This is a genomic window from Agrobacterium larrymoorei (assembly GCF_005145045.1).
GTDB classification, from domain to species: domain Bacteria; phylum Pseudomonadota; class Alphaproteobacteria; order Rhizobiales; family Rhizobiaceae; genus Agrobacterium; species Agrobacterium larrymoorei.
The window spans coordinates 314,047-340,651 of record NZ_CP039691.1 but is presented as its reverse complement, the minus strand read 5'-3'; the positions used below and the strand labels follow the sequence as shown (position 1 = coordinate 340,651).

Annotated in this window: 22 protein-coding genes; 9 read left to right on the top strand and 13 right to left on the bottom strand. The window is 57.0% G+C overall.

Annotated features, from left to right (window positions below):
* Positions 1-11: 11 nt before the first annotated feature.
* The 4 genes from bfr to CFBP5473_RS01540 form a co-directional block, all read right to left on the bottom strand.
* Positions 12-503 carry a bacterioferritin gene (gene bfr / locus CFBP5473_RS01555; protein ID WP_027673553.1) on the bottom strand — a complete coding sequence of 164 codons (492 nt, stop codon included), beginning with the start codon at positions 501-503 and terminating at the stop codon, positions 12-14.
* Positions 469-780, bottom strand: a complete 312-nt coding sequence (locus tag CFBP5473_RS01550) for a (2Fe-2S)-binding protein (protein ID WP_084631410.1) — start codon at positions 778-780, stop codon at positions 469-471. The genes bfr and CFBP5473_RS01550 overlap by 35 nt, the downstream gene beginning before the upstream one ends.
* A gap of 236 nt (positions 781-1,016) precedes the next feature.
* Positions 1,017-1,742 (bottom strand): acetoacetyl-CoA reductase, encoded by a 726-nt coding sequence (phbB, locus tag CFBP5473_RS01545; protein ID WP_027673551.1) that lies wholly within the window; start codon positions 1,740-1,742, stop codon positions 1,017-1,019.
* Between the two features lie 70 nt (positions 1,743-1,812).
* Positions 1,813-2,994 (bottom strand): acetyl-CoA C-acetyltransferase, encoded by a 1,182-nt coding sequence (locus CFBP5473_RS01540; protein ID WP_027673550.1) that lies wholly within the window; start codon positions 2,992-2,994, stop codon positions 1,813-1,815.
* Between the two features lie 238 nt (positions 2,995-3,232).
* On the opposite strand from CFBP5473_RS01540, the gene phaR reads away from it, so the two are divergent.
* On the top strand, positions 3,233-3,808 hold the full coding sequence (phaR, locus tag CFBP5473_RS01535) for a polyhydroxyalkanoate synthesis repressor PhaR (protein ID WP_027673549.1): 576 nt from the start codon (positions 3,233-3,235) through the stop codon (positions 3,806-3,808).
* Here the strand turns inward: phaR and CFBP5473_RS01530 are convergent.
* Together CFBP5473_RS01530 and CFBP5473_RS01525 are read right to left on the bottom strand one after the other, a co-directional pair.
* On the bottom strand, positions 3,805-5,175 hold the full coding sequence (locus tag CFBP5473_RS01530; RefSeq protein ID WP_027673548.1) for an MFS transporter: 1,371 nt from the start codon (positions 5,173-5,175) through the stop codon (positions 3,805-3,807). The two genes, phaR and CFBP5473_RS01530, sit on opposite strands and share 4 nt — an antisense overlap.
* Before the next feature lie 63 nt (positions 5,176-5,238).
* Entirely contained in the window at positions 5,239-10,002 is a 4,764-nt protein-coding gene (locus CFBP5473_RS01525) for an NAD-glutamate dehydrogenase (protein ID WP_027673547.1), read from the bottom strand.
* A gap of 545 nt (positions 10,003-10,547) precedes the next feature.
* Here CFBP5473_RS01525 and CFBP5473_RS01520 point away from each other — a divergent pair.
* On the top strand, positions 10,548-11,120 hold the full coding sequence (locus CFBP5473_RS01520) for a CarD family transcriptional regulator (RefSeq protein ID WP_027673546.1): 573 nt from the start codon (positions 10,548-10,550) through the stop codon (positions 11,118-11,120).
* Positions 11,121-11,252: 132 nt separating this feature from the next.
* Here CFBP5473_RS01520 and CFBP5473_RS01515 read toward each other — a convergent pair whose 3' ends face one another.
* On the bottom strand, positions 11,253-11,798 hold the full coding sequence (locus tag CFBP5473_RS01515; protein ID WP_037170647.1) for a L,D-transpeptidase family protein: 546 nt from the start codon (positions 11,796-11,798) through the stop codon (positions 11,253-11,255).
* A 143-nt stretch (positions 11,799-11,941) separates the two neighbouring features.
* Between CFBP5473_RS01515 and CFBP5473_RS01510 the strand changes: the two genes are divergently transcribed.
* The 4 genes from CFBP5473_RS01510 to CFBP5473_RS01495 all read left to right on the top strand — a co-directional run bounded on the left by CFBP5473_RS01510 (position 11,942) and on the right by CFBP5473_RS01495 (position 13,870).
* Entirely contained in the window at positions 11,942-12,625 is a 684-nt protein-coding gene (locus CFBP5473_RS01510; protein ID WP_027673544.1) for a response regulator transcription factor, read from the top strand.
* Positions 12,626-12,767: 142 nt separating this feature from the next.
* A complete protein-coding gene (locus tag CFBP5473_RS01505; protein WP_027673543.1) occupies positions 12,768-13,223 on the top strand; it encodes a cyclic nucleotide-binding domain-containing protein in 456 nt (151 codons plus the stop codon).
* A gap of 79 nt (positions 13,224-13,302) precedes the next feature.
* On the top strand, positions 13,303-13,464 hold the full coding sequence (locus CFBP5473_RS01500) for a type II toxin-antitoxin system HicA family toxin (RefSeq protein WP_084631408.1): 162 nt from the start codon (positions 13,303-13,305) through the stop codon (positions 13,462-13,464).
* A gap of 4 nt (positions 13,465-13,468) precedes the next feature.
* Positions 13,469-13,870, top strand: coding sequence for a type II toxin-antitoxin system HicB family antitoxin (locus CFBP5473_RS01495; RefSeq protein WP_027673541.1), 402 nt, complete (start codon positions 13,469-13,471; stop codon positions 13,868-13,870).
* 13 nt (positions 13,871-13,883) lie between these two features.
* On the opposite strand, the gene CFBP5473_RS01490 is transcribed toward CFBP5473_RS01495, so the two are convergent.
* The 6 genes from CFBP5473_RS01490 to tesB all read right to left on the bottom strand — a co-directional run bounded on the left by CFBP5473_RS01490 (position 13,884) and on the right by tesB (position 21,306).
* Positions 13,884-14,687, bottom strand: a complete 804-nt coding sequence (locus tag CFBP5473_RS01490; RefSeq protein WP_027673540.1) for an exodeoxyribonuclease III — start codon at positions 14,685-14,687, stop codon at positions 13,884-13,886.
* An 88-nt stretch (positions 14,688-14,775) separates the two neighbouring features.
* Positions 14,776-15,450, bottom strand: coding sequence for an outer membrane lipoprotein carrier protein LolA (locus tag CFBP5473_RS01485; RefSeq protein WP_027673539.1), 675 nt, complete (start codon positions 15,448-15,450; stop codon positions 14,776-14,778).
* A 165-nt stretch (positions 15,451-15,615) separates the two neighbouring features.
* A complete protein-coding gene (locus tag CFBP5473_RS01480) occupies positions 15,616-18,267 on the bottom strand; it encodes a DNA translocase FtsK (protein ID WP_027673538.1) in 2,652 nt (883 codons plus the stop codon).
* Between the two features lie 200 nt (positions 18,268-18,467).
* Positions 18,468-19,826 (bottom strand): ammonium transporter, encoded by a 1,359-nt coding sequence (locus tag CFBP5473_RS01475; RefSeq protein WP_037170646.1) that lies wholly within the window; start codon positions 19,824-19,826, stop codon positions 18,468-18,470.
* A gap of 31 nt (positions 19,827-19,857) precedes the next feature.
* Entirely contained in the window at positions 19,858-20,208 is a 351-nt protein-coding gene (locus tag CFBP5473_RS01470; RefSeq protein ID WP_027673536.1) for a P-II family nitrogen regulator, read from the bottom strand.
* Between the two features lie 213 nt (positions 20,209-20,421).
* A complete protein-coding gene (gene tesB / locus CFBP5473_RS01465) occupies positions 20,422-21,306 on the bottom strand; it encodes an acyl-CoA thioesterase II (protein WP_027673535.1) in 885 nt (294 codons plus the stop codon).
* An 85-nt stretch (positions 21,307-21,391) separates the two neighbouring features.
* Between tesB and CFBP5473_RS01460 the strand changes: the two genes are divergently transcribed.
* From CFBP5473_RS01460 to CFBP5473_RS01450, 3 genes are all read left to right on the top strand, one after another.
* Entirely contained in the window at positions 21,392-22,606 is a 1,215-nt protein-coding gene (locus tag CFBP5473_RS01460) for a ubiquinone biosynthesis hydroxylase (protein ID WP_027673534.1), read from the top strand.
* 319 nt (positions 22,607-22,925) lie between these two features.
* Positions 22,926-25,979, top strand: coding sequence for a helicase-related protein (locus CFBP5473_RS01455; protein WP_027673533.1), 3,054 nt, complete (start codon positions 22,926-22,928; stop codon positions 25,977-25,979).
* A gap of 4 nt (positions 25,980-25,983) precedes the next feature.
* Positions 25,984-26,394 (top strand): RNA-binding S4 domain-containing protein, encoded by a 411-nt coding sequence (locus tag CFBP5473_RS01450; protein ID WP_027673532.1) that lies wholly within the window; start codon positions 25,984-25,986, stop codon positions 26,392-26,394.
* The last annotated feature ends 211 nt before the right edge of the window (positions 26,395-26,605 follow it).

Genomic DNA, 26,605 nt, shown 5'->3' with positions numbered 1-26,605 from the left:
AAATCAATCGATTACTCGGATTCGGCAGAATCTGCCGAGTCAGCGTTGAGCTGGCCGTACTTGGCTTCACCGATCTTGTTGAGAAGATCGAGCTGTGTCTCGAGGAAGTCGATATGACCTTCTTCGTCGATCAACAGCTGCTCGAACAGCTTCATGGAAACGTAGTCACCGGCATCGTGACAGATGTCGCGAGACTTCTTGTAAGCCGTGCGGGCGTCATACTCGCCAGCGAGGTCGGCTTCCAGAACTTCCTTGACGTTCTGGCCGATGCGCAGAGGTGCAACGGTCTGAAGGTTCGGATGGCCTTCGAGGAAGATGATGCGGTCGATGATCTTATCGGCGTGCTGCATCTCTTCGATCGACTCGGCGCGCTCTTTCTTGGCGAGCTTCGTATAGCCCCAGTCGTTCAAAAGCCGGTAATGAAGCCAGTACTGGTTGACTGCACCGAGTTCGAGGAACAATGCCTCGTTAAGCTGCTCGATGACTCTTTTGTCGCCTTTCAATGTCCGCTCTCCTGTTGTCTTCATGCAATTGTTTCAGGCGGGACATAAAATCAAAAACTTCTGCTTCCGTCGAGTGCCGACGAGCATGATATTCTTCCGTGGTCTTGATAATCAGGTCAACGACAGTGGGAAAGCAGCCGCAGCAGCGACCGCGCTTCTGCATTGCGTGATAAACCTTCGCAGGCACGATAAGCTGCCAACAGTCCTCGTCAAGCATCTCATTGATGACGTCGCGGATGTCATTATCGGTGATGTAATTGCAGCTGCAAACGAGCATGGTTCATTGCCTGTGTGACGCAACACGTTGTTTTCGCTGTTAAACCAAAATAAGACATTCGATGTCAAGAAAAACATCTAATATTCAGAAGCCGCACATATTAGAGCGCTTCTAAACTATACGAAAATTATCGTATTTTCAGAAATTTAGGCGTTCAAAAGTGAGCATTTTTGCCGATCAACTTTTTGTAGATCGGCTTTTAAAAAAGCCGTGCAAGACGTGTGATCGGCGCTCACTCAAGCGAAATACTGCCCGCCGTTCGCGGTTAGCGTGGAACCGGTAATGAAACCCGCATCATCCGAGGCGAGAAAAAGAGCGCAGCGCGCAATCTCTTCCGGTTCGCCAAGTCTTCCCACGGGAATTTGCGGCAGGATGCGCTCGTTCAAAACGGCTTCGGGAACGGCCCGAACCATCTCCGTGCCGATATAGCCGGGGCAGATGGCGTTGACAGTGATATTGCGCGATGCGCCTTCCTGCGCCAGAGCCTTCGTAAGCCCAATATCACCCGCTTTGGCGGCGGAATAATTGACCTGACCCGCCTGCCCCTTCTGTCCATTGATCGACGAGATGGTGATGATGCGTCCAAAGCCGCGCTCACGCATTCCCGGCCACACGGGATGCGTCATGTTGAAGACACCGGTGAGATTGGTGTCGACCACATCGCGCCACTGCTGCGGCGTCATTTTGTGAAACATGGCATCGCGGGTAATACCGGCATTATTGACCAGAATTTCCACGGGCCCAAGTGTTCGCTCGACTTCCGCCACGCCAGCCACACAGGCATCGTAATCACGAACGTCCCACTGGAATGCGGGAATGCCAGTCGTCTGCCGAAACGCCTCCGCACGATCTTCAGTAAAGGCATAGTTCACGGCCACCTTGTAGCCTGCCTTATGGAAAGCCTTGGCAATCGCCGCGCCGATACCGCTCGTTCCACCTGTTACCAACGCCACCCGGCTCATTTTGAAGGCTCTCCATTTCGCTGAATTAGCCTCTAGATGGGCCAAAGTGGCATTTCAATGATGAGGTGTGTCAGAGGCCTTCGATACACATGGCAATACCCATGCCGCCACCGATGCAGAGCGTGGCAAGCCCCTTGGCAGCGTTCCGACGCTTCATTTCGAACAGAAGCGTATTCAGCACGCGCGCACCGGATGCGCCAATGGGATGGCCGATGGCGATTGCGCCACCATTGACGTTGACGATCTCGGGATCAAGCGCAAGATCGCGCACCACCGCGCAGGATTGCGCCGCAAAAGCCTCATTGGCTTCCACCAGATTGAGATCGCCGACGGACCAGCCTGCTTTCGCAAGCGCTTTTCGGGAGGCGGGGATCGGCCCGGTGCCCATGATTTGCGGATCGACGCCAGCCGTTGCCCAAGATGCGATGCGTGCCAAAGGCTGGATATTGCGCTTGATCGCCTCTTCTTCCGTCATCAGAAGCACGGCAGCAGCGCCGTCATTGAGCCCGGATGCGTTGCCCGCAGTCACGCTGCCATCCTTGTCGAAAGCAGGGCGAAGCTTTGCCATGGTTTCGAGTGAGGCGCCTGCACGAATATACTCGTCAGCCGACACGGTGATGTCGCCCTTGCGTCCCTTGATGACAAAGGGGACGATCTCATCGGCAAAACGGCCAGCCGCCTGCGCCGCTTCCGCGCGGTTTTGCGAGCGCACGGCATATTCATCCTGCTCGTCGCGAGAAAGCTGCCATTGGCGCGCGATGTTTTCAGCCGTGATACCCATGTGATAGCCGTAAAAGGCGTCGGTCAGACCGTCCTTCAGCATGGTATCCACCATTTTGAAGTCACCCATCTTCACCCCACCGCGCAAATGCGCGCAATGCGGTGCCATGGACATGGATTCCTGGCCGCCCGCAATCACGATGGATGCGTCGCCCGTCGCAATCTGCTGCATTCCAAGCGCTACCGCACGCAGACCCGAACCGCAAAGCTGGTTGATGCCCAGCGCAGTCGCTTCCTGCGGGACGCCTGCCTTCATTGCTGCCTGACGCGCCGGGTTCTGTCCTTCGCCAGCAGTCAGCACCTGACCGAGGATCACCTCATCGACCTGCTGCGGCTCGACCCCTGCCCGCTCCAGAACAGCCCGCATTGCGGTAGCTCCAAGTTCGTGGGCTGGCGTATTGGCAAAGCTGCCATTGAATGAGCCGACTGCAGTGCGGGCAGCGCTGGCGATAACGATGGACGGCGAAGGCATGTTTCTCTCCCATATTGCAGCGCGAGACTGTCAAAGCTTCAGCCCCAAGTCAATTTGGCTCTGAATATTTGTCGAACAGGGAAATAAAAGGCGACCGGGGGGAAAATGCTGCGCAAAAATTTGACTGTTGCATCGCACAAACCATTTGTCAGCGCGCTCTATTTGAGCATAATCTTGAAGATGGGAAGAGCAAAAACACCAAGAAAAAAGAAAATACCAGCATCGCGAGGAGGCGAGCATGGCAAAACACAGCGGCGAGACCATCATCAAGAAATACGCCAATCGGCGGCTCTACAATACGGGCACCAGCACCTATGTAACGCTGGAAGATCTGGCCAAGATGGTAAAGCGCGGCGAAGAGTTCAAAGTTCAGGATGCCAAGACGTCCGAAGACATTACCCATGCCGTTCTGACGCAGATCATCGTGGAGCAGGAAGCAAAGACCGGTAATACGCTTCTACCCACCGCTTTTCTGAGGCAGCTCATCTCCTATTACGGCGACCAGATGCAGATGGTGGTGCCGACCTTCCTCGAACATTCGATGAAGACGTTTTCGGAACAGCAGAGCCAGATGCAGGAGCATATGGGCAAGGCTTTCGGGGATGCCTCGCTCGCCAAGAATTTCTCGGCGCCGTTTCAGCTGATGGAAGAGCAGGTGAAGCGGAATACCGAACTGTTCAAGCAGACGATGCAGATGTTCACGCCCTTCGCCATGCCGCAGGCGCAGAAGGAACAGCGCAAGCCGGATGCTTCTGAAATTGACGAATTGAAAGCGCAACTGCGAACGCTTCAGACCAAGCTCGATCAGCTTTAAATCTTTTCCGGCACACGCAGAAGCAAGACAAACCCGGCACCAAGAAACAGCGTAAGCGTCGCCATTCCGATATGGGCGGAGCCAGTGGCGTATGTTGCTGCCGAAAACAGAAGCGTTGCCATGAAGCTGGTCGCACGACCCGATAGGGCATAAATGCCGAAATAGCGTCCCGCCTCCGCAACCGTGATATTGCGCGCAAGATAGGAGCGGGACGAAGCCTGTACGGGGCCAAAGGCCACACCGATCAGCACCCCATAGACCAGATAGGCCTTCTCCGCACCGCTGGCGAAGAGGCCATGCGCTTGCTCGCTGGAAAATTGCAGCAATCCGAACAGTGTCGATGTTTTTTGCGTCGAGACGATACCGAGCGTCGCGATCAGTAGCAGCGCAAGGCTGATGGTGATCGTGGTTCGGGACCCGAGCCTTTGATCAAGGCGGCCCGCAGCAAAGCAGCCGCCAATGGCAACGACGTTGAGGATAATGCCGTAAATTCCGATTTCCATGGTCGCCCAGCCGAACATGCCAGCCGCAAACGCACCACCGAGGATCAAAAGTCCGTTCACACCGTCCTGATAGAGCATTCGCGCGATAAGAAAACGCGTGATGAGCGGGCGATGGCGCAGCTCCTTCAACGTAGCTTTCAGCTCGCTCAATCCCGAGCGCACGGCAGGTCCAAGCGGCAAACCCTTCGTTGCGTCGGGCGTGAAAAGGAACATCGGAATTATGAAGACGAGATACCAGAGCCCGGCAATCGGCCCGGTGATGCGTGCGTCTTCTCCCGTTGCCGGATCGAGGCCGAAGAGCGCAGGAACGCCCAAAATCGTCACGCCGGTTTGCGGATTGGCCGCCAGAAAAAGGACGACAAATATGAGAACGACCATGCCACCGAGATAACCAAGCCCCCATGCAGTATTGGAGATGCGCCCGACATTCTCCGGGTTCGTCAGCCGCGGCATCATGGAATCGTTGAAAACGATGGAGAACTCCGCCGCAATCGACGCCAGTATCATGAAGATGGCCGTCCAGAGGACGGGCGAGCCGGGTGCCGCAAACCACAGCATGGCAAGACTTGCGATCTTGATTGTGGCGAAGAAGCCGATCCACGGCTTTCGCGCACCGGATTGATCGGCAATCGAACCAAGGATGGGCGAGAAAATCGCAATCACCAGCGACGAAATCGTCGCGATATTGCTCCATGTCGTCTGGGCAGCAACCGGATCATCCGTCAGACGCGCGACGAAATACGGACCGAAGATGAATGTGGTGACCACCGTAAAAAAAGGCTGGGCCGCCCAGTCGAACAGCATCCAGCCCCAGATGCCTTTGGCGGTTACCTGCGGTTCTGTCGTGCGGGAAGAAGAGTTCATTCGATTGCCTTTCCGCACGCGACGACCCGACCAACAGTAGCCGGGTCGTTTGAATGTTTTACGTCAGACGCTTCTGGTCTGGACTATATCCGAAAGAAGACCGGCGGCAACGGTCAGGCGCGCAAGGTTCGTCTCTCCGCTGTCGCTCAATGCGGCAAGTTCGGAGACGATGCGATTGACCCGAACGCGGTCGGCTGCGTACCACGCCTGCACCGGGTTCTTTTCCCTGGTGTAATCGGTCAGCGCAGAGACCACGATCCTGCGGCGCGACGATGCGATCTGATCCTGGCTGCGCAAGAGGGCGAGGCTCTCATAATGATCCGCCGGGCTGACCCGCTGGCTTGCATCCAGCAGACGCGCAACGCGGAACGTGGTCGACACAGCCGCGTAGCTTTCGGCTGCACGCGCGAGCGTCGTGTTGGCCTGTTCCGCGATCAGCATGATTTCCGGCACATAGATCAGCAATCTCAGCGTCTCCAGTTCCTTGATCAGCGAAGGAGAAACGCCCTCGATTTCGGCAAGGCCGATCTCTTCCTGATATTTTGCGGCAGCAGGAGACAAGGTCTTGATGGCGCTCTTCAGACGTTCGATTTCCTCCCGCATAGCACCGGTAATGGTGCCTGCGGTCTGGAGATAGAGGCGCGTCGCATCCGCGAAGATGCCCATGACCTTTGCGTAAAGATCATTTTGAACGTCTCCCGGAATGCGACCGTCAAGCGCATCGATTTCGCTCCAAAGCCGCTTCAGCCCGAAACCATCCTCCACGATCATCGCGGCTTTCACCACGGCAGGCGCAAGAAGACCGCTGGCATCCACCAGCTTCTGCACGAAGCCTGGGCCACCACGATTGACGACCTGGTTTGCCAGTGACGTCGCAACGATTTCACGATGCAGGCGATGGCCAGCAATATCTCCTGCATAGGCCTTCTGCATCTTGCTCGGGAAGTAGTCCGTCAGAAGATGCTGGAGATAGGGCTCATCCGGCAGGGTGCTGGCAACCAGCGTATCGAACAGCGTAAGCTTGGCATAGGAGAGGAGAACGCCGATCTCAGGCCGCGTCAACGGCTTGCCCGCGGCGTAACGCTCGCTGAATTCCGCATCGTTCGGCAAGGTCTCCACCTTGCGGTTCAACTGGCCGGACGATTCCAGCGCGCCCATGAGGCGGCTCAATTCTTCGCGGTTTCCCGCACCCTTGCGCTCTGTAAGAGAGATTGCAAGCGATTGAAGATAGTTGTTGCGCAGGACGAGCTGCGCCACTTCCGACGTCATGGATGCGAGAAGCTGGTTGCGCTTTGGCAGCGTCAGGCGTCCATCATTCACAGCCGATGCGAGGGCAATCTTGATATTGACCTCGACGTCCGAGGAGTTCACGCCAGCGGAGTTATCGATGGCGTCAGAATTGCATCGCCCACCGGACAGTGCGTAGGCAATACGTCCCTTCTGGGTGATGCCGAGGTTTGCACCTTCGCCGATAACCTTTGCGCGCACCTCTGTCGCATTGATGCGGATCGGGTCGTTGGCTCTATCGCCCACTTCGGCATTGGTTTCGACCGCGGCCTTTACGTAAGTTCCGATACCGCCGAACCAGAGAAGATCGGCAGGCGCCTTGAGGATTGCCGTCATGATCTCGAAAGGTGTCGCAACAGCCTTGTCGATGCCGATTGCGGCTACGGCCTCGGGCGTCAGCGTGACGGATTTTTCCGCACGCGAGATGATCATCGCGCCTTTGGAGAGGGTCGAGCGGTCATAATCCTGCCAGCTGGAACGCGGCAGTTCGAACAGGCGCTTTCTTTCCGCGAAAGAAACATCCGTGTCAGGGGCTGGATCGATGAAGATATCACGGTGATCGAAAGCAGCGATCAGTTCGATCTTCTCCGACAACAACATACCATTGCCGAAGACGTCACCTGACATATCGCCGACGCCGACCACCTTGAATGGGGTTGTCTGGATATCGGTGTCGATTTCCCGGAAATGACGTTTTACCGTTTCCCAGGCACCCCGGGCCGTAATGCCCATCTTCTTGTGGTCGTAACCGGCAGAGCCGCCGGATGCAAAAGCATCGTCCAGCCAGAAGCCGGCCTCGCGGGCAAGACCGTTCGCCGTATCGGAGAAGGTTGCCGTGCCCTTGTCAGCCGCGACGACGAAATAGGGATCGTCGCCATCGAGCCGAACCGTATCCCCCGGTGCTACGATTTCATCGCCAACGATGTTGTCGGTGATGGATAGCAGCGTGCGGATATAGGTCTTGTAGGCGTCCTTGCCTGCGTTGAAAATCTCGTCTCGATTGCCGCCCGCTGGCAGCAGTTTCGGGAAAAAACCACCCTTCGCACCGACCGGCACGATCACCGCGTTCTTCACCTGCTGCGCCTTTACCAGACCCAGCACTTCCGTTCGATAATCCTGGCCGCGATCCGACCAGCGAAGGCCGCCGCGCGCGACCTTGCCGAAGCGCAGATGCACGCCTTCGACTTCCGTGCCGTAAACGAAGATTTCGCGGAAAGGGCGCGGATCCGGCAGACCATCCAGCAGCTTCGGATCGAATTTGAACGCCAGCATCGCCTTCGGCGATCCGTCCTCGTTTCGCTGGAAGTAGTTCGTGCGCAATGTGGAATCCACCGCATTCACATAGCGGCGCAGCGTGCGGTCCTCATCCAGATTGGGAACGCCCGAAAGATCGGCCTCGATAGCCTTGTGCAATTCAGAAAGCTTGCGCAGGCGCGTCTTCTCGGCCAGCTTCGGATCGAAACCTTGCGCGAAAAGATCGAAGATGCGGCGAGCAATGGCCGGATATTTGAACAGCGTTTCGGAAATGTGCTCCTGCGAGTAGACGATGCCTGTCTGTCGCAGGTAGCGGGCGTAGGCGCGCAGGACGGAAACTTCCCGTACCGTCAGCCCGGCGGAAACGATCAGACGGTTGAAATTGTCATTATCGACCGTGCCATCGAAGGCAGCGAGAAACGCCTCTTCGAGACGCGGACCATAGGTCGATAGATCGAGTTTGACGCCCTGCTGAACCCGAAGCTCCATATCATGCAGAACGATGACCCTGGTTTCATCGCCGGACACCACGCCGACATCGAATGTCCGCTCGCTGATGACGCTGAAGCCGAGATTTTCCAGAAGCGGCACGCGGCGCGAAAGCGGCAGATGGCCATCACGGTGGAAAATCTTCAGTGAAAGGATGCCGTCTGCCTGATCGGCGGTTCGGTAGAATTCGATGCGAACCGGCTCACCATTCGCGGTCGCCACGATATCCGGCATATCGCCTATGGCTTCCTCTGGCGTGAAAGCCTCCTGATAGGCCTGATCGACGTCCAGCAGCGGCGCTCCCGCCTGCGACAGTCCCATGAAGTGATCGATCCAGCGCGCGGCGATATCGCTGACGGCATCTTCCAGCCTGTCCTGCGCGATGCGCGGTGTCTTGCCGTTGGCGCGACCGACGATGAAGTGAACGCGAGCAACGGCGCCTTCCGGAAAGGCCGGATAGTAGGCGGAGATATGGCCGTCATATACTCGCGCCAGATAATCGCCGATCTTCTCGCGGACGTAGGAATTATATTCCTCACGCGGCACATAGATGATGACGGAGACGAACCGGTCGAAGCGGTCGATACGCGCCAGCACCCTCACCCGTGGGCGGTCGGCAAGCTCCATGATCTGTTCGATGAAACGCACCAGAAGATCCGTCTCGATCTGGAAAAGATCGTCGCGTGGATAGGCTTCCAGCGTGTTTTGCAGGATGCGGCCCGAGTGGCTGTTGGGATCGAAACCGAAATGATGCTCGACCTCGGCAACCTTTGCCCGCAGAAGCGGGATTTGCTTGACGGAGCGCGTATATGCCGTGGCGGTGAAAAGACCGACGATACGCAGCTCGCCAATGACATTGCCATCGGCATCGAAGCGCTTGATGCCGATATAATCCATATAGGCGCGGCGGTGGACGATGGACTTGACGTTCGCCTTGGTGACGATAAGGAAATCCGGTCCGTCCAGAAACGCCAGAATTTCCGGCGTCGTCGTTACGGCATCCTTGCCCAGACGCAAAACGCGCACATCCGGGTCGCTGAGAATACCGAGCCCCACGCCGTCACCACGCTCGACCTTGGCGTCGCTTCCCTTGCCGGAATAGCTGTAGTCACGCATGCCGAGGAAGGTGAAATTATCCTTGCGCAGCCAGTCGAGGAATTCTGCGGCCTCTGCCCGCTCCACCTTGCGGCGGCTGGAGCCACGTTCCTTCAGCTCTCCCAGCGCCTCATCGAGCTTGGCCAGCATCGGCTTCCAGTCGCTGTAAGCGGACTGCACCTGCACGAGAACGAAGCGAAGCCGCTCTTCAAGCGCTTCTGCTGCCTGGGGAGCCACCGGCGCGATATGCAGTTGAATGAGACTGATATTGTCTTCCGGCTTGTCGGTTTCGGGATCCGCCAGACGATATCCACCCGCAACCTTGGCATCCGCCACCATGATGGGGTGAACGGCGAGATACAGACTACGGTAGCTACTGGTCACCTCCCCCATGATGGAGTCATACAGGAACGGCATGTTCCGGCCGATGATCGTCAGAATGGAAACCGGAACGTCACGCGGTGCGACACCTTCGACCTGCGAAATACCGATGAAGGGCGTATCCACCTTCCAGCGCGATAGTTCCTTCAGGGCGTGCGTAGACGCGGCTGCGAGCATCTCTGGAGAATAATATTCGATATCGTCGACGCTAGCGCGACTAAAAAGTGTATTCGGATCGAGAAAAGGCTTGTCCGTGGCTTCCGCCAGCTTTTTCGCTTTTTCAAGCTGTTTGTCGCGTTTTGGATTGTTCCGGTAGCCCATTTTGCCTTTTTTCCTCCAAAAGGATGCTCGGTCTCAGCGAAAATGCGCGAAAAGCGGTCATTTTCACAAAATTCGAATCGGATATTGGCGCGGAATTATGAATAGTTTAAGTGGCAATCGATCCTTTAGACGAGGATAGAAATTTTCATTCGATTTAATGCACAACTTCTTTCTGAGTTATGCGTTTACGACATTGCAATTGGCACAAACTGTTAATAACCAGTAGACCCTATTGTGACTCCAGAGTCACGGTAGAAGCAAATTATTGATTTCCACGTATTTTTGTGGTAGACAGAAAAAACTGATCCACAGCGTGGCATTTGCGTGCCCAAAAACACCACGAAAGCAAATCATCAATTGCACGCGGTTTCCGTGACATATCCAACTTTTGTGTTATCGAATTCCGAATTGCGAGATGGTTTCTTTTTGCGTGCACGGCTGGACCAGTGTGGAGTCACCTGACGGCTTTCCCCCGTCTCATCCGGGCCTGACCGACCCGACCCCGGCGACCCCCGGGTGTATGTAACAGGGAGTTTTTAGAACGAATGACGACCCAGCAGAAGAAATCTCCAGCGCGTCACGGTTTCAAGACCGGTGAAGCGATCGTTTATCCCGCTCACGGCGTCGGCACTATTTCGGCCATCGAAGAACAGGAAGTTGCGGGCATGAAGCTCGAGCTTTTCGTCATCGATTTCGAAAAAGACAAGATGCGCCTCAAGGTTCCAGTGGCAAAAGCTGTGAGCATTGGCATGCGCAAGCTGTCCGAAGGGGATTTCGTCGAGCGCGCGCTGAAGGTTGTTCAGGGCAAGGCTCGCGTCAAGCGCACCATGTGGTCGCGTCGCGCGCAGGAATATGATGCCAAAATCAATTCCGGCGATCTGATCGCCATCGCAGAAGTGGTTCGCGATCTCTATCGCGCCGAAAACCAGCCTGAGCAGTCTTACTCCGAGCGCCAGCTTTACGAAGCTGCACTTGATCGCATGGCCCGCGAAATCGCAGCCGTGAACAAGATGTCCGAGACCGAAGCCGTTCGCCTCGTTGAAGTCAATCTCAACAAGGGCCCCAAGCGCGGCAAGGCTGTCGAGGAAGACGACGCACCAGAAGAAGAAGCCGCATAAGGTATCTTCGAAACCATCATGTCAAAAAACCCGCCCGCTTCGTGGCGGGTTTTTTGTTTCTACGGCAAAGATGGCGGTTATGTGGAATAACCCATTTCGGAATTTCCAGATGGCTTACATCTCTTCCGCTTTTCAGAGAACCTGAAGAACCCGCCCCTTCCGCAAATAAGGAAGTATGCGCCTCATATCCTTAGGGTGAAGAGCGACGCACCCAGCCGTCGGCTCATATCCCGGCCTGATCATGTGCATGAATATTGCCGAACCGAGGTTGCGTCGCCGGTCGCTGATGTTCCAGTCGAGCACAAGGCAGACATCGTAAAGCCCGTCGTGCCGCTGCATTTCCTCATGGCTTGGTTTGAACGGCACCCTGACCAGACGATTATAATTCGGATCGCGCGGCGCGTCGCACCAAAGCATGTTTTTCGCAGTGGGATACATCGCAAGCGATGTTTGCAGTCCGCGAACACGATCTCCACGATAAAATCCGTAAAGCAGAGGCACGGACGCGATCGGCGTCTTGCCGTCACCTTCGCGCTTCAATGCTGTGCGGCCATTGCGACCAATTGCAGCGTGAAACGTTAGATGACCAAACTGAACGATAGCTCTACTTTTATTTCGCGGTGCGGGGCGAACGAGCAGTTTTAACGATGACTTTTGCGGGTTAGTCTTGCTGACCATCACTCTTTTTCACGAGATTTTGCTTTGAAGATGCATCGACGTGACGTCATAGCACTTCCTAATCGCTTCACAAAGGGTTGACGCGGAGCGCGCAAACCGCTGAATTGGTTTATGAATATGAAAAAGAAAGGCTGAGATATCCCATGACGGCCCGTACACTGCTTCTGGTAGATGACGATGACGACCTGCGTGAGACCCTTGCGGAGCAATTGTCTCCCTATGAAGAATTCTCGCTTTTGACCGGGGCGAACGCCAATTCTGCCATTCAGACAACCAAATCCGCGCAAGTCGATCTGCTGATCATGGATGTTGGTCTGCCTGATATGGATGGCCGCGAGGCCGTCAAGCTTATGCGCAAGAACGGCTTCAAGGCTCCGATCATCATGCTCACCGGCCATGATACCGATTCAGACACGATCCTCGGTCTGGAAGCCGGCGCCAACGACTATGTCACGAAGCCCTTCCGCTTTGCCGTACTTCTGGCACGCATCCGCGCGCAGCTGCGCCAATATGAACAGAGCGAAGATGCCGTTTTCACTGTCGGCCCCTACCAGTTCAAGCCGAGCCAGAAGCTTCTGACCACCGAAGACGGCAAGAAAATCCGTCTGACGGAGAAGGAAGCTGCGATCATCCGCTATCTTTACCGCGCTGGAAGCACGGTGGTTACGCGCGATGTTCTGCTGGAAGAGGTATGGGGCTACAATTCCGGCGTCACCACGCATACGCTCGAAACGCACGTCTATCGCCTGCGCCAGAAAATCGAACGCGACCCATCCAACGCCGAAATCCTGGTGACGGAAAACGGCGGTTACAAGATCGTTCCTTGAACGTGAACTTCCGCGCCTGGTCTTGTCTCGCGCTCGCTTTTGATCGAAAACCAGAGAGCGTCTTCGTCATGCCGATGGAGACGCTCTTTTCCTGTCTGCCTTTCCCGGCAGGCCGGGTCCAGCTTCTTGAGGTGACAGCGCCATGGCTCTAACGGACGACATTCAGCTTCTCGCGCAGGTGCCGCTCTTTCAGGGCTTTACCGATGACCAGCTGCGGCTGATCGCTTTTGGCGCAGAGAAGCGCAAGATTGCCGAGGGACAGGCCCTGTTTCGCGAGCACTCGCCAGCCGAATGCGCCTTCGTCATCGCACGCGGCAGCTTCGATCTCTGGAGCGGCGAGCGCGACGGCAAGGCAACCATCAAGGCCACCACCGGCAACGGCACCATGCTTTCGGAACTTGCTCTTTTCACGCTGTGCGAACGCAAATTCACAGCCATTGCCAAAGAGGATTCCGAAGTCATCCGCATCACCCGCATCCTCTTCCATCGCATGGTGGAAGAATTCCCGGATGTCGCCGACGTTGTCTTTTCAAGGATCAAAGGCAACATCGCCGCACTTGCTTCAGGTGCTGTGGCGATGCAGGGGCGGTTTATCTGAATTATTTTTATAACATTTAGCCGAACGAGGCGCTCTTGCTCCAATTGACACAAAACTCCAATGTTGTGTATTTATACACATGAAGAGCACTGATATTATAGCGGCACTTCGCAAGGGCAGTCATGTCCAGTTCAAGCATGCTTCGAAACCCGGACGTGTCACCGTCCCGCATCCCAAGAGAGACTTGCCCATCGGTACGCTTAAAAGCATAGAGAAGCAGGCCGGGTTGAAACTGAGGTAGTGACATGCGGAATTACATCGGACTGATCCACAAGCACGCTGATAGCGATTACGGAGTATCGTTCCCCGACTTCCCAGGCGTCGTGACTGCTGGAACGGATTTGGATGACGCACGTCTGATGGCCGAGGAAGCGCTATCCCTTCATGTCGAGGGGCTGCTGGAAGATGGCGACGCCATTCCCGAGCCATCGAGTCTGGATGACGTTATGAAAGATGGCGAAAACAAAAAGGCTGTCGCAATCCTCGTTTCGCTGAAGTCCGAGAGCAAGAGAGCCGTTCGCCTTAACATCACCTTGCCTGAAGACGTTCTGCGGGACATCGATGCTTACGCACAAGCGCACGGATTGACCCGTTCGGGCTTCCTGGCGCGCGCCGCGAAACACGAAATCTCCTCTGCGAGTGCCTGATCGCAAAAACTGATTAGAACTTGAAGTGCGCCGTCACCGGAACATGATCGGACGGTCTGTTCCAGCCGCGGGCTTCCTTCAGGATTTCGATGCGATCGAGCGATGGACCCAGATCCTGCGATGACCAGATATGGTCGAGGCGGCGGCCACGGTTGGCGGCTTCCCAATCTTTCGCGCGGTAGCTCCACCACGTGTAGATTTTTTCTGTTTCTGGAACGTTGAGCCGCATCAGATCGAGCCAGTTGCCGCGTTTCATAATGTCCAACAGGCCTTCGGTTTCGACAGGCGTATGGCTGACGATCTTCAGCAGCTGCTTGTGAGACCAGACATCGTTTTCGAGTGGCGCGATATTGAGATCACCAACAAGAATGGACGAGGTTCCCGGGACGCCATCGGCACTTAGTGCCTGCATCTCCTCGACGAAATCCAGCTTGTGACCGAATTTCGGATTGATCGAGCGATCCGGCTCGTCGCCACCCGCAGGGACATAGAAATTGTGGAGGCGGATGCGACGGTTGCCGACCTGCACGATTGCGGAGATATGGCGTGCGTCGCCCACGCCGCAATAGTCCTGCCGATGATCTTCGGTCAGCGGCAGTTTCGAGGCAATTGCAACGCCGTGATAGCCTTTCTGACCGTGGATGATGACGTGATCATATCCAAGCGCTCTCAAAGGCTTCAGCGGAAACTCGCCATTCGGGCACTTCGTCTCTTGCAGGCACAGAACATCGGGTTTGTAACGCACGAGAAACTGTTCCACGATGGGCATGCGGAGCCGCACCGAGTTGATGTTCCAGGTGGTTATCGAGAAAGTCATGCCTGCGCTCCGTCATCCTTCAGAAGGTGGAGGCAGGCTTATAACATTGGGCTTGAAACAGAAATCTTTTTCTATCGCCCAGTCCGCATCAACCGCGACCGCGAACTTCTTCGTAATTGATGGCAAAAACCTTGTCGTCCAGGCTGACGCCGCTCTGCACGTTGAAGATCATGACAGTGGTGTCCTTGTTCTGGGCATCCGTCGTCGTCCACTGGCGCAGATCGAAGGTCTTCGGATCGAACATCAAGGTGATGGTGGAATCGCCGAATACGCTCTTGTCACCGAGAACGATCGTGATCAGATCGGACTCTTCCTTGACGTCCCGGACCTTCTGGTTGCTCAGGTCGATCTTGTCCGACAGCAGCAGGCTGAGCGGCGTCTTGGACAGCGGATAGAGATCCCAGGTCTTCAGCTTCATGTTGCCGATAACGACATTGCGGCCATCGGCGATGACGCGCATAGGGGACGGATCTTCGTAGTTGAAGCGCAGCTTGCCGGGGCGGGCGATGTAGAATTTGCCGCCGGTCTGCTCACCGCGCGGGCCGAACTGCACGAACTCGCCCATCATGGTTTTGACGGAAGAGAAGTGGCTTGCGATCTTCTGGGCGGTTGCGCCCTCTGCTGCGCCCTGCGCGAAAGCGCTCATCGGCTGGAAAGCTGCGAAGGCGGCAGCGGCGGAAAACAGGGTCATCACACCGCGGCGCGTCATGTTGTTCTCGAGGCCGGGATTCTGCGCTGAAACGACCGAGGTGGTATTCTTCATTTTATTCTCCTTCATCGCATCCCATGTGCCGAAAACGCGGCGGCTTCATGACGTAGAGCGTTGGCTATAACGCTGGAACCCTGTCTTGGTTGCTGACATTACCGTGAAGGACGATGCCCTTCTTTTGTCCTTAACCACTCCGGGCAAACACCCCGTCCTTCAGCACTAATCACTTTCGGTGGGTACGAGAATTTCACGTTTTCCGGCATGGTTGGCAGGGCCGATAATGCCTTCCTGTTCCATGCGCTCGATCAGCGAGGCTGCGCGGTTGTAACCGATGCCCAGACGCCGCTGGACGTAAGACGTCGATGCCTTGCCATCTCGAAGAACGACGGCCACGGCCTGATCGTAAGGATCATCGGATTCGGCCATGTTGCCGGTTCCCGCAGGACCGCCACCATCCTCGTCCTCATCTTCCTCGGTAATCGCTTCGAGATAATCTGGCGAGCCCTGGCTCTTGAGGTAGGCAACGATTTCGTCGACCTCATTGTCCGAAACGAATGGCCCGTGGACACGCTGGATACGCCCGCCACCGGCCATGTAGAGCATATCGCCCATGCCGAGCAGCTGTTCGGCACCCTGCTCGCCGAGAATGGTGCGGCTATCGATCTTTGAGGTGACCTGGAAGGAGATACGGGTCGGGAAGTTGGCCTTGATCGTGCCGGTGATGACGTCGACAGAAGGACGCTGTGTCGCCATGATGACGTGGATGCCCGCGGCGCGCGCCATCTGCGCCAGACGCTGCACGGCACCTTCGATATCCTTGCCCGCGACCATCATCAGGTCCGCCATTTCGTCGATAATGACGACGATATAGGGCAACGGCTTCAGATCGAACTCTTCCGTCTCATACATAGCTTCGCCGGTCTGGCGGTCGAAACCGGTCTGCACGGTTCTCGTCAGCACTTCGCCCTTGTCCAGCGCCTGCTGGACACGGGTATTGAAGCCATCGATGTTGCGAACGCCGATCTTGGACATTTTCTTGTAGCGTTCTTCCATCTCGCGCACTGTCCATTTCAGCGCAACGACGGCCTTCTTCGGATCGGTAACAACGGGAGAGAGAAGATGCGGAATGCCGTCATAGATCGACAGTTCGAGCATTTTCGGATCGATCATGATCAGGCGGCACTGTTCCGGCGTCATGCGGTAGGTCAGCGACAGGATCATGGTGTTGATGGCAACAGACTTACCCGAACCGGTGGTACCGGCCACGAGAAGATGCGGCATCTTCGCCAGATCGGCAATCACGGCTTCGCCGCCGATCGTCTTGCCCAGCGCCATGGGCAGCTTCGCCTTGCTGCTTTCGAAATCGCGCGAGCCGACCAGTTCGCGAAGGTAAACCGTTTCACGAGAACGGTTCGGCAATTCGATACCGATGGCATTGCGGCCCGGAACGACCGCGACGCGGGCCGCAATTGCGCTCATGGAGCGAGCAATATCATCCGCCAGTCCGATGACGCGGGAGGATTTGATGCCAGGTGCTGGCTCAAGCTCGTATAGTGTCACAACTGGGCCTGGGCGAACGTGGATGATCTCACCCTTGACGCCGAAGTCTTCCAGCACGCCTTCCAGCCTGCGGGCGTTCTTCTCCAGCACGTCTTCGTTCAGAGTGTTGTCCCGAACCACATTCTTCGGCTCTGCCAGAAGATGGATTGAGGGCAACTGGAAGCCTTCCGGCGAGATGAAAGATGCCTGAGCTTCCCGCGCAACGCGCTCGCTTGGCTTCGGGCGCGCAGGAGGCGCGGTGATACGGGTCGGGCTTCCCGCGGGAGGACGGGCGCTGAACTTCGCGTCACCGGAGAGAACACCATCCGGCAGGTGATCCTCGTCATCGAATGACGGCTCATCGAAATCGGCATTATCGCCCATCGAGATCGGCGGCGGCGACATCTGCCGGCGGGCGCGTGCTTCCGCCCGCTCTTCGAAGGAAGGCTCCGCCCTTTGATCGAGGCGGTTGATTGCCGTCTTCAGTCGAGACGGCTCGTTCAGCGTGCCGAATTCATAATCGTTGAAATCATAGGGCTGCTCGAATTCGTTCGAGCGAGATTTCGGCTTCACTCCCAATGCGCGGCGCAGCCGCGCCTGCGTGATGTACCAGTAATGGGTCAGTGCGCCAAAGGCGAGGAAGCTGCCGAAGAAACCATCTCCTTCATCCTCGTCATCCTCATCCACCTCCTGAACCTTGCGCGTCTTGCTGGCTGCAGCAGGCTGAGGTGCAAAATCCTCCTCCGCGTCCGCATCGGACGAGCCGATCAGGCCGGAAGCGACGAGCATAAGCCACGCGGCAGGCGCCGCCAGAATAGCACCGAGCACGGTCGCAGCCGTGCCGGTCGGGTAAGCACCGATGAAGAGCGCCGGAAACCGTAGGATCATGTCTCCGATCACGCCACCGATCCCGTTCGGCAACGGCCATGTCGCGGGAGCGGGGAAGCAGCCGAGAGAGGCGGAGGCAATGAAGGCACCGCCGATCCAGGCCACAAGGCGCGCAGGAATACGCGTAAACCGACGTCCCGAAATCAGGATGAACGCCCAGGAAAGGATCGGCAGCATCGCAATCAAGGATGACAGGCCGAGGAACTGCATCATGATATCGGCAAAGATCGCGCCGCTGTGGCCGAGCAGATTGGTCGGCTCGTTGGCGGTGGCATAGGAAAGGCTTGGATCGGCGACATTCCATGTTGCAAGCGCGGTTACGCCGAGCGCCAGTGCTGCCAGAACGGCAAAGCCGCACAGCGCCATGATCTGGCGCATGACGAATGCCGTCAGCACGAAGCGGTTATCACGGCCCTCGAATGTCGGAGAATTCACTCTGCCCATATGTTGAACCTGTCGTTCTTTGTTTTTCCGGAGCTTCGCGACTGAAGCAGGGATGACAGGGCAAAATAGCGGCATGGTGGTTAATGCGGCATTAACCACACGAAAACTCGTTTACCACCGGCAAATGCGCCGCGAAAAAGAAAAAGCCCGGCGTCACCGCCGGGCTTGATAGGGCATGCCGCAACGGCACACCAACCATATCAGGAGTGGTAAGCCGCTTCGCCGTGAGAGGCGAGGTCGAGACCTTCGCGTTCTGCTTCCACCGGAACACGCAGACCAACGATAAGGTCGACGATCTTGTAAAGGATGATGGAAACGATGGCGCACCAGACGATGGTGATCGCAACAGCAACGAACTGCGTCCAGACCTGTGCAGCGATGGAGAAGTCCGGCTTGCCCGTGCCACCCAGCAGCGGCGAGGTGAAGATGCCAGTGCCGAGAGCGCCGAAGATACCGCCAACGCCATGGACGCCGAAGACGTCAGCCGTGTCGTCATAGCCGAACTTGTTCTTCACCACAGAGACGAAGAAGTAGCAGAGCGGAGACACGATGAGGCCGAGAACGATTGCACCCATCGGGCCGACAGAACCGGCAGCAGGGGTTACGGCAACGAGACCGGCGATCATGCCGGATGCTGCGCCGAGCATCGAGGCCTTGCCGCGCGTGAAGCTTTCAACCAGCGACCAGGAGACGATGGCAGCAGCCGTTGCGACGAAGGTGTTGATGGTTGCCAGAACCGCACCACCGGATGCCTCGAGGTTGGAACCGGCGTTGAAGCCGAACCAGCCGAACCAGAGCATGGCAGCACCGACGAGCGTCAGCGTCATGGAGTGAGGCGCCATCATGTCCTTGCCGTAGCCGGTACGCTTGCCAACCATGATCGCGCCGATAAGGCCTGCGACACCGGCATTGATGTGAACGACGGTACCACCGGCGAAATCGAGAGCGCCCATGCCGAAGATCAGGCCGTTTGCATCCCAAACCATGTGAGCAATCGGGAAGTAGACGAAAGTCGCCCAGAGAACGGTGAAGAGGATGACAGCGGAGAACTTGATGCGTTCGGCAAAAGCGCCGATGATCAGGGCAGGCGTCAGGGCAGCGAAGGTCATCTGGAAGATGACGAAGCTGTATTCAGGAATGACCACACCCTGCGAGAAGGTCGCAGCGGTGCTTTCCAACGTGATACCGGACAGGAAGATTTTGGCAAAGCCGCCGAAATAGGCGTTGGTCGAACCGCCGAAAGCGAAGGAATAGCCGTAAGCGACCCAGATCAGCATCATGACGGCGCCGATGACCGTGCACTGCATGAGAACGGAAAGCATGTTCTTGGCGCGAACAAGACCGCCATAGAAGAGTGCAAGGCCCGGGATCAGCATGAAAAACACGAGGATCGTGGCGAGAAACATGAATGCCGTATCGGCTTTTTCCGGAACAGGCGCTGCTGCTGCAGCGGCGGCTGCCGGAGCTGCAGCATCCTGCGCAAAAGCGATGACCGGCGCCAGAAGGCTGGCCGCACCGGCACCAAGCGCGCTGAGTGTGGAAATTTTCTTGAAGTTCATAATGTGAGGACTCCCCTGTCAGCCGAGCTCTTTACAGCGCTTCTGTGTTCGTTTCGCCAGTACGGATGCGCACGGCCTGTTCAATCGAATAGACAAAAATCTTGCCGTCGCCGATCTGCCCCGTCTTTGCAGCTGACGCGATGGCCTCGACCGCTTTTTCGACAACGTCGGACGCAACCGCGATTTCGATCTTCAGCTTCGGAAGAAAGCTCACCGCATATTCGGTGCCGCGATAGATTTCGGTATGTCCCTTCTGACGTCCGTAACCCTTTACCTCGGTTACGGTCAGGCCCTGGATGCCGACCGCGGTGAGAGCCTCGCGCACCTCATCCAGCTTGAACGGCTTGATAATGGCCATCACAATTTTCATCTGGTTTCCCATCCTTTGTTTGCCTCGGCACGGGGCCGACTCTCCTTGACGCTGGAAGATCGATAACAGCGACTACAGAGCTACATTCAAAGGCCGTGCCAGTTTGACGGGCAGCCGGATAACTTATTGAAAAGTAAAGATTATAAAAGATGAAGCCTTAAAACGGGCAGTTGTTCGCGCTTTAGGCGAGCAAATAATGAGCATTTTTTAAAAATAGCCCATTATTTAATCAATTGCCCGTTTGCGAATCAATCCTTCCTGCGCCATCGAGGCGATCAGCACGCCGTCGCGTGTGAACAGGCTTCCACGGGTGAGCCCCCTTGCACCGGAAGCACTGGGGCTGTCCTGCGTGTAGAGAAGCCAGTCCTCAAGCTTGCAGGGCCGGTGGAACCACATGGCGTGGTCAAGGCTCGCAACCTGTATCGTCGGATCGAAAATCGTTGTTCCATGGGCATAGAGCGACGTATCGAGCAGTGTCATGTCGGAGAGGTAAGCCAGAACCGCTGCCTGATAATGCCGGTCATCCGGCACCAAGCCGACGGCCCGCACCCAGATATCCTGCTGCGGCTCCAGCTTTTCCTTGGAAATATAATGGGTCAGCGAAACCGGCCGGATTTCGATGGGGCGCTTGTTTTCCCAGTATTTGCGGATTGCGGGTGGCGCCTTGGCTAGAAACGCTTCCTGCATCTGCGCTTCGCTCATCAACTGTTCCGGCTGCGGCACCTTTGGAATGATGCTCTGATGATCGAACCCGCCCTCTTCGATCTGGAACGAGGCGGACATGGAGAATATGGCGTGCCCGTGCTGGATCGCGACGATGCGCCGCGTCGCAAAGCTTGATCCGTCGCGGATTCGATCTACCTGATAGATGATCGGAACCAACGGATCGCCAGGACGCATGAAATAGGCATGGAGAGAGTGAACATAACGATCATCATCAACCGTGCGCTGAGCGGCCATCAGGGCCTGGGCGATGACCTGACCGCCGAAAACGCGCTGCCATCCCACTTGCGGGCTGATGCCGCGGAAGAGGTTTTCCTCAAGCTTTTCAAGGTCGAGCGTGGAAAGCAGATTTTCCATGGGACTTGACGACTGTGAAGTGCGCGACATTTCGGCAGGCTCCGGCTGTATGAAGACGTAAACTGATGGTCTATAGTGCGGCGTGTATATTCACAAGAATGCAGGAGAAGACGCAATGCATGATGTCGTGATTGCCGGAGGCGGATATGTCGGCCTGAGTGTTGCCGTCGCCATCAAACAGGCTTCTCCGCATCTTGATGTTCAGGTGATCGAGGCTGCGCCCGAGGACGTCTGGAAAAAAGACGTTCGCGCCTCCGCCATCATTGCTGCAGCCACACGCATGCTTGAAGTCTTTGGCATCTGGGAAGAGTTGAAACCGGAAGCGCAGCCGATCAATAAGATGATCGTGACCGATTCCAGAACCTCCGACCCGGTACGTCCCGTCTTCCTGACCTTCGACGGCGATGTCGCCGATGGCCAGCCATTTGCGCATATGATTCCGAATGTCGCCATGGTCGGCGCGTTGCGCGGTGTTTGCGAACGCCTCGGCATCACTATCCGTCATGGCCTAAGCGTTTCCGGCTTTAGTGCGGGTGCGCAAAGCAATGTGATTTCCCTTTCCGATGGTTCTTCGTTGGAAACCCGTCTCCTTGTTGCCTGCGACGGCGTTCGTTCCGCCCTGCGGACCATGGCTGGCATCAAGACGGTGGAATGGAAATACGACCAGTCCGGCATCGTCACGACCGTCGAGCACGAGCGTCCCCACGATGGCTGTGCGGAAGAGCATTTCCTGCCTTCCGGCCCCTTTGCAATCCTGCCGCTCAAGGGCAACCGCTCCTCCCTCGTCTGGACTGAGCGGACTGCTGACGCTGACCGATTGGTCGCTTCGGACGATCTGGTTTTCGAAGAAGAACTGGAACGCCGCTTCGGCCATAAACTCGGAACGGTACGGCCCGTTGGCCCTCGCCGTGCGTTTCCTCTTGGCCTGACGCTCGCCCGAGCCTTCGTGGCACCGCGCATTGCGCTTGCGGGTGATGCGGCCCACGGCATCCATCCGATTTCCGGTCAGGGCCTCAATCTTGGTTTCAAGGATGTAGCCGCTTTGGCGGAAACCGTTGTCGAAGCAGATCGCCTCGGCCTCGATATCGGCTCCCTGAACGTTCTCGAGCGATACCAGTCCTGGCGCCGCTTCGATACGGTGCGGATGGGCGTCACCACCGATGTCCTGAACCGGTTGTTCTCCAACGATGTCGGGCCGATCCGCATCGCGCGCGATTTCGGACTCGGTGTCGTGGACAGAATTCCGGGTTTGAAATCCTATTTCATCGGTCAGGCCGCAGGCACGGCAGACCGCAACGGACCGAAGCTTTTGACCGGGCAACCGCTTTAAAACAGGATTTTCTGATTCAGCATCTGGTGTTGGGTTGAATAACGAGACCCACATCTTGCCGTGAACAAATCCTGAATCATCACGAGTCAGCGATTCGTCTCCGATTCGTTCTCAACCTGTTCTTCAGCCACTGCTATTCGGCGTTTTAGCCGGTTTTTACAGATGAAATTGCATCCGCGGCGAGCATTCTCGCTTTCCGCCTTGCCTTTGCCGCTCGCGATTGCCATGTGTGGAGAAAGAGGCCGAATGCTCTGCACGCATCTGGCTTCAAACATTGAGTGTCTTCGATTTCGCGGATAGTACGTTGAATTTTCGCCCCATGATCTTGAGCGGCCGCGGTGTGACGGCCGTTCTTGGACCGACAAATACCGGCAAGACCCATTATGCCATCGAACGCATGGTGGCGCATGGAAGCGGCGTTATCGGTCTGCCACTGCGCCTCTTGGCCCGCGAGGTCTATACGCGGCTGGTGGAAAAGGTCGGTGCGCCCAATGTGGCGCTGATTACCGGCGAAGAGAAGATTTCCCCTCCACGCGCCAAATATTCTGTCTGCACCGTGGAAGCCATGCCGCGCGAGACGAATGCCGCTTTCGTTGCCATCGACGAAGTGCAGCTGGCGGGTGATCTGGAACGCGGGCATATCTTCACCGACCGCGTACTCCATCTGCGCGGCAGGGAAGAAACACTGCTGCTGGGTGCGGGAACCATGCGCCCGATCCTCGAAAAGCTGCTGCCCGGCATCGTCATGGTCGAGCGCCCTCGCCTGTCGCAGCTATTTTACGCCGGCTCGAAGAAAATCACCCGCCTGCCCCAGCGCACGGCCATCGTGGCTTTCTCTGCAGACGAGGTTTACGCCATCGCGGAGCTGGTCCGCCGTCAGCGCGGCGGGGCTGCGGTGGTGCTTGGCGCCCTCTCCCCGCGCACCCGCAATGCGCAGGTTGGCCTCTATCAGAACGGTGATGTCGAATATCTGGTAGCGACCGACGCTATCGGCATGGGCCTCAATCTCGATGTCGACCATGTCGCCTTCGCCCAGGATCGCAAATTTGACGGCTACCAGTTCCGCAATCTTAATCCGGCTGAAATGGGCCAGATCGCCGGGCGCGCGGGTCGCCATCTGCGCGACGGCACGTTTGGCGTGACGGGTCGCGTCGATCCGCTGGATGACGAGCTGGTCGAGCGCATCGAATCACATGAGTTCGATCCGGTCAAAGTGCTGCAATGGCGCACGAAGAACTTCGATTTCTCGTCTATCAGAAATCTTCAGGCGAGCCTCGATGCCGCGCCAACGGTTCAGGGACTGTCCAGAGCGCTTCCCGCTATCGACCAGCAATCGCTGGAATATCTGTCGCGCTATCCCGAGATCATCGACATTACGACAACCGCCGAACGTGTTGAAAGATTGTGGGAAGCCTGCGCCTTGCCGGATTATCGCCGCATCGCGCCTGCACAACATGCCGATCTGATTTCGACGCTCTATTTCGATCTCGTCAAACGCGGCACGGTCAATGAGAATTTCATGGCCGAACAGGTGCGCCGAGCAGACCGGACGGACGGCGAGATCGATACGCTTTCTGCAAGGATTGCGCAGATCAGAACATGGACGTATGTATCGAACCGCCCAGGATGGCTTGCCGATCCGACACACTGGCAAGAAAAGACACGGGAAATCGAGGATCGATTGTCCGATGCGCTACATGAAAGGTTGACGAAACGCTTTGTTGATCGCAGGACATCTGTGCTCATGAGGCGCCTAAGAGAGAATGCGATGCTTGAAGCTGAAATCAGTGTGAATGGTGATGTCTTCGTAGAAGGACATCATGTCGGTCAATTGGCGGGATTCCGGTTTACGCCGGTTGCGGGAACCGAAGGTCCAGATGCCAAGGCCGTGCAAGCGGCTGCGCAAAAGGCGCTGGCGTTGGAATTCGAGGCTCGCGCTGCGCGTCTCCATGCCAGCGGCAATGGCGATCTCGCCTTGAGCTCGGACGGTTTGGTCCGTTGGCTGGGCGACCCGGTCGCACGCCTGACCGCCGGTGACAATATCATGAAGCCGCGCGTCATCATTCTGGCGGACGAGCAGCTGAACGGCAATGCGCGCGATCACGCCGTTGCCCGTATCGAGCGCTTCGTAAACCACCAGATTGCCACCGTGCTGAAGCCTCTGGACGATATTTCCCGTGCCGAAGACCTTCAGGGCCTGGCAAAGGGCCTTGCCTTCCAGCTGGTCGAAAATCTCGGCGTGCTTTTCCGTCGCGATGTGGCGGAAGAGGTCAAGACGCTGGATCAGGATGCGCGCGCCTCCATGCGCCGCTATGGCATCCGCTTCGGCGCTTACCATGTTTTCCTGCCTGCGCTGCTAAAGCCGGCACCCGCAGAACTCGTTACGCTTCTCTGGGCGTTGAAAAATGATGGTCTCGGCAAGCCCGGCTATGGCGATCTCATCCCGGTTCTGGCAGCCGGTCGTACCTCTGTCGTTACGGATTCCAGCTATGAACGCATGTTCTACAAGCTGGCCGGTTTCCGCTTCCTCGGCAAACGCGCCGTCCGCATCGATATTCTTGAGCGTCTGGCCGACCTGATCCGTCCGCTGCTCCAGTGGAAGCCCGGCACACAGCCGCGCCCTGAAGGCGCATATGACGGTCGCCGCTTCACCACCACGACAGCGATGCTGTCGATCCTTGGTGCGACGCTGGACGATATGGAAGAGATTCTGAAGGGTCTTGGCTACCGCGCCGATCAGGTTTCGGCAGAAGAGGCAGCAAGCTTCCTCGCCAGCCAGAGCGGTGATGCCACCAAGGTAGAGGCAACCGAAGCCGCTCCCGCCGAAGAAACAGCGCATGACGATGCAGATGCCGAGGAAACTTCCGAAGGCGAAGCTTCTGCGGAAGTTGCGACCGAAGCCAAGACGGACGAGGCACCTGCCGAGGCCAAGGCCGACGACGCTGCCACCGAGAATGCCGAGCCGAAGCCGGTTCTGCTGTGGCGTCCGGGTGGCCGCAACGACAACCAGCGCACCGACAATCGCCGTCCGGGCAACCGCAATGCCGGTAACCGTGGCGAAGGTAATCGCGGTGAAGGAGAGCGTCGCGGCGACGCAGGCGAGGGCCGTCAGGGCAACCGTCAGAACTTCAACCGCGACGGTGATCGCAAGCGCGAAGGCGGACGTCCGGACAACAACAACGGCCGCGGCAACAACCGCAATGAGCGTCATGATCGCGGCGAGCGCAAGGATCGGCCAGAGCGTAACGACCGTGGCGGTAAGCCACAGGGTCAGCAGCGCTTCGAATCCAAGCCACCGCGCAAGGAAAAGCCGATGGACCCGGATTCTCCATTCGCAAAACTCGCTGCTCTCAAGGAGCAGTTGAAGAAGTAAGGCCATGGGCGAAAAGGAACAGTCACAGGATTCAGGGCGCCAGCGCCTCGATAAGTGGCTGTTCTTCGCCCGTATGGTCAAATCCCGCTCTTTGGCGCAAAGCTATATCCAGTCCGGCAATGTCCGCATCAACGGCGCGCCGGTCCGTCAGGCAAGCCATGTGGTAAAGATCGGTGACCGGCTGGACATCGGCCTGGAGCGCGTCGACCGTGTTCTCATAGTAAAGGCAGCGGGAGATCGACGCGGCCCTTATGAAGAAGCCAAACTGCTTTATGATGACCAGACACCACCGAAAGAACCCGGCGAGCGCCTGACATTGCTTGAGCAGGCCGTCCGTGAGCCCGGCAGCGGTCGCCCGACGAAGAAGGAGCGCCGCGCGCTCGACAGATTCATGGATGACAGCAGCGACGACTAAGGATCACGGCAACACTCAGTGTCACTGCTTACCGAAGACCGTTCGCCACATGCATGGTCTGCCGACGAGCGAATCAGAACGCCCTCGACGCTTTAGAATAAATCACTAAGATGAGCCTGTTTTTCAGGATTGTTTATCCTTGCTATCTGCTGGCAAAGGCATTACCTCACTTGCCAAAATGCCCTATCTGAATTCCGGGCGAGGGCTTCCG

Bases quoted from the DNA above. Each gene is read 5' to 3' on its own strand.
- tesB (WP_027673535.1), bottom strand. From the start codon at position 21,306: ATGTCGCGCACTTCACAGTCGTCAAGTCCCATGGAAAATCTGCTTTCC.
- CFBP5473_RS01475 (WP_037170646.1), bottom strand. From the start codon at position 19,826: ATGAACTTCAAGAAAATTTCCACACTCAGCGCGCTTGGTGCCGGTGCG.
- CFBP5473_RS01525 (WP_027673547.1), bottom strand. From the start codon at position 10,002: ATGGGCTACCGGAACAATCCAAAACGCGACAAACAGCTTGAAAAAGCG.
- CFBP5473_RS01515 (WP_037170647.1), bottom strand. From the start codon at position 11,798: ATGGTCAGCAAGACTAACCCGCAAAAGTCATCGTTAAAACTGCTCGTT.
- CFBP5473_RS01480 (WP_027673538.1), bottom strand. From the start codon at position 18,267: ATGGGCAGAGTGAATTCTCCGACATTCGAGGGCCGTGATAACCGCTTC.
- CFBP5473_RS01455 (WP_027673533.1), top strand. From the start codon at position 22,926: ATGATCTTGAGCGGCCGCGGTGTGACGGCCGTTCTTGGACCGACAAAT.
- CFBP5473_RS01530 (WP_027673548.1), bottom strand. From the start codon at position 5,175: ATGAACTCTTCTTCCCGCACGACAGAACCGCAGGTAACCGCCAAAGGC.
- CFBP5473_RS01490 (WP_027673540.1), bottom strand. From the start codon at position 14,687: ATGACTTTCTCGATAACCACCTGGAACATCAACTCGGTGCGGCTCCGC.
- CFBP5473_RS01450 (WP_027673532.1), top strand. From the start codon at position 25,984: ATGGGCGAAAAGGAACAGTCACAGGATTCAGGGCGCCAGCGCCTCGAT.
- CFBP5473_RS01485 (WP_027673539.1), bottom strand. From the start codon at position 15,450: ATGAAGAATACCACCTCGGTCGTTTCAGCGCAGAATCCCGGCCTCGAG.
- CFBP5473_RS01505 (WP_027673543.1), top strand. From the start codon at position 12,768: ATGGCTCTAACGGACGACATTCAGCTTCTCGCGCAGGTGCCGCTCTTT.
- CFBP5473_RS01510 (WP_027673544.1), top strand. From the start codon at position 11,942: ATGACGGCCCGTACACTGCTTCTGGTAGATGACGATGACGACCTGCGT.
- CFBP5473_RS01520 (WP_027673546.1), top strand. From the start codon at position 10,548: ATGACGACCCAGCAGAAGAAATCTCCAGCGCGTCACGGTTTCAAGACC.
- phaR (WP_027673549.1), top strand. From the start codon at position 3,233: ATGGCAAAACACAGCGGCGAGACCATCATCAAGAAATACGCCAATCGG.
- CFBP5473_RS01550 (WP_084631410.1), bottom strand. From the start codon at position 780: ATGCTCGTTTGCAGCTGCAATTACATCACCGATAATGACATCCGCGAC.
- CFBP5473_RS01460 (WP_027673534.1), top strand. From the start codon at position 21,392: ATGCATGATGTCGTGATTGCCGGAGGCGGATATGTCGGCCTGAGTGTT.
- phbB (WP_027673551.1), bottom strand. From the start codon at position 1,742: ATGAGCCGGGTGGCGTTGGTAACAGGTGGAACGAGCGGTATCGGCGCG.
- CFBP5473_RS01500 (WP_084631408.1), top strand. From the start codon at position 13,303: ATGAAGAGCACTGATATTATAGCGGCACTTCGCAAGGGCAGTCATGTC.
- CFBP5473_RS01470 (WP_027673536.1), bottom strand. From the start codon at position 20,208: ATGGGAAACCAGATGAAAATTGTGATGGCCATTATCAAGCCGTTCAAG.
- CFBP5473_RS01495 (WP_027673541.1), top strand. From the start codon at position 13,469: ATGCGGAATTACATCGGACTGATCCACAAGCACGCTGATAGCGATTAC.
- CFBP5473_RS01540 (WP_027673550.1), bottom strand. From the start codon at position 2,994: ATGCCTTCGCCGTCCATCGTTATCGCCAGCGCTGCCCGCACTGCAGTC.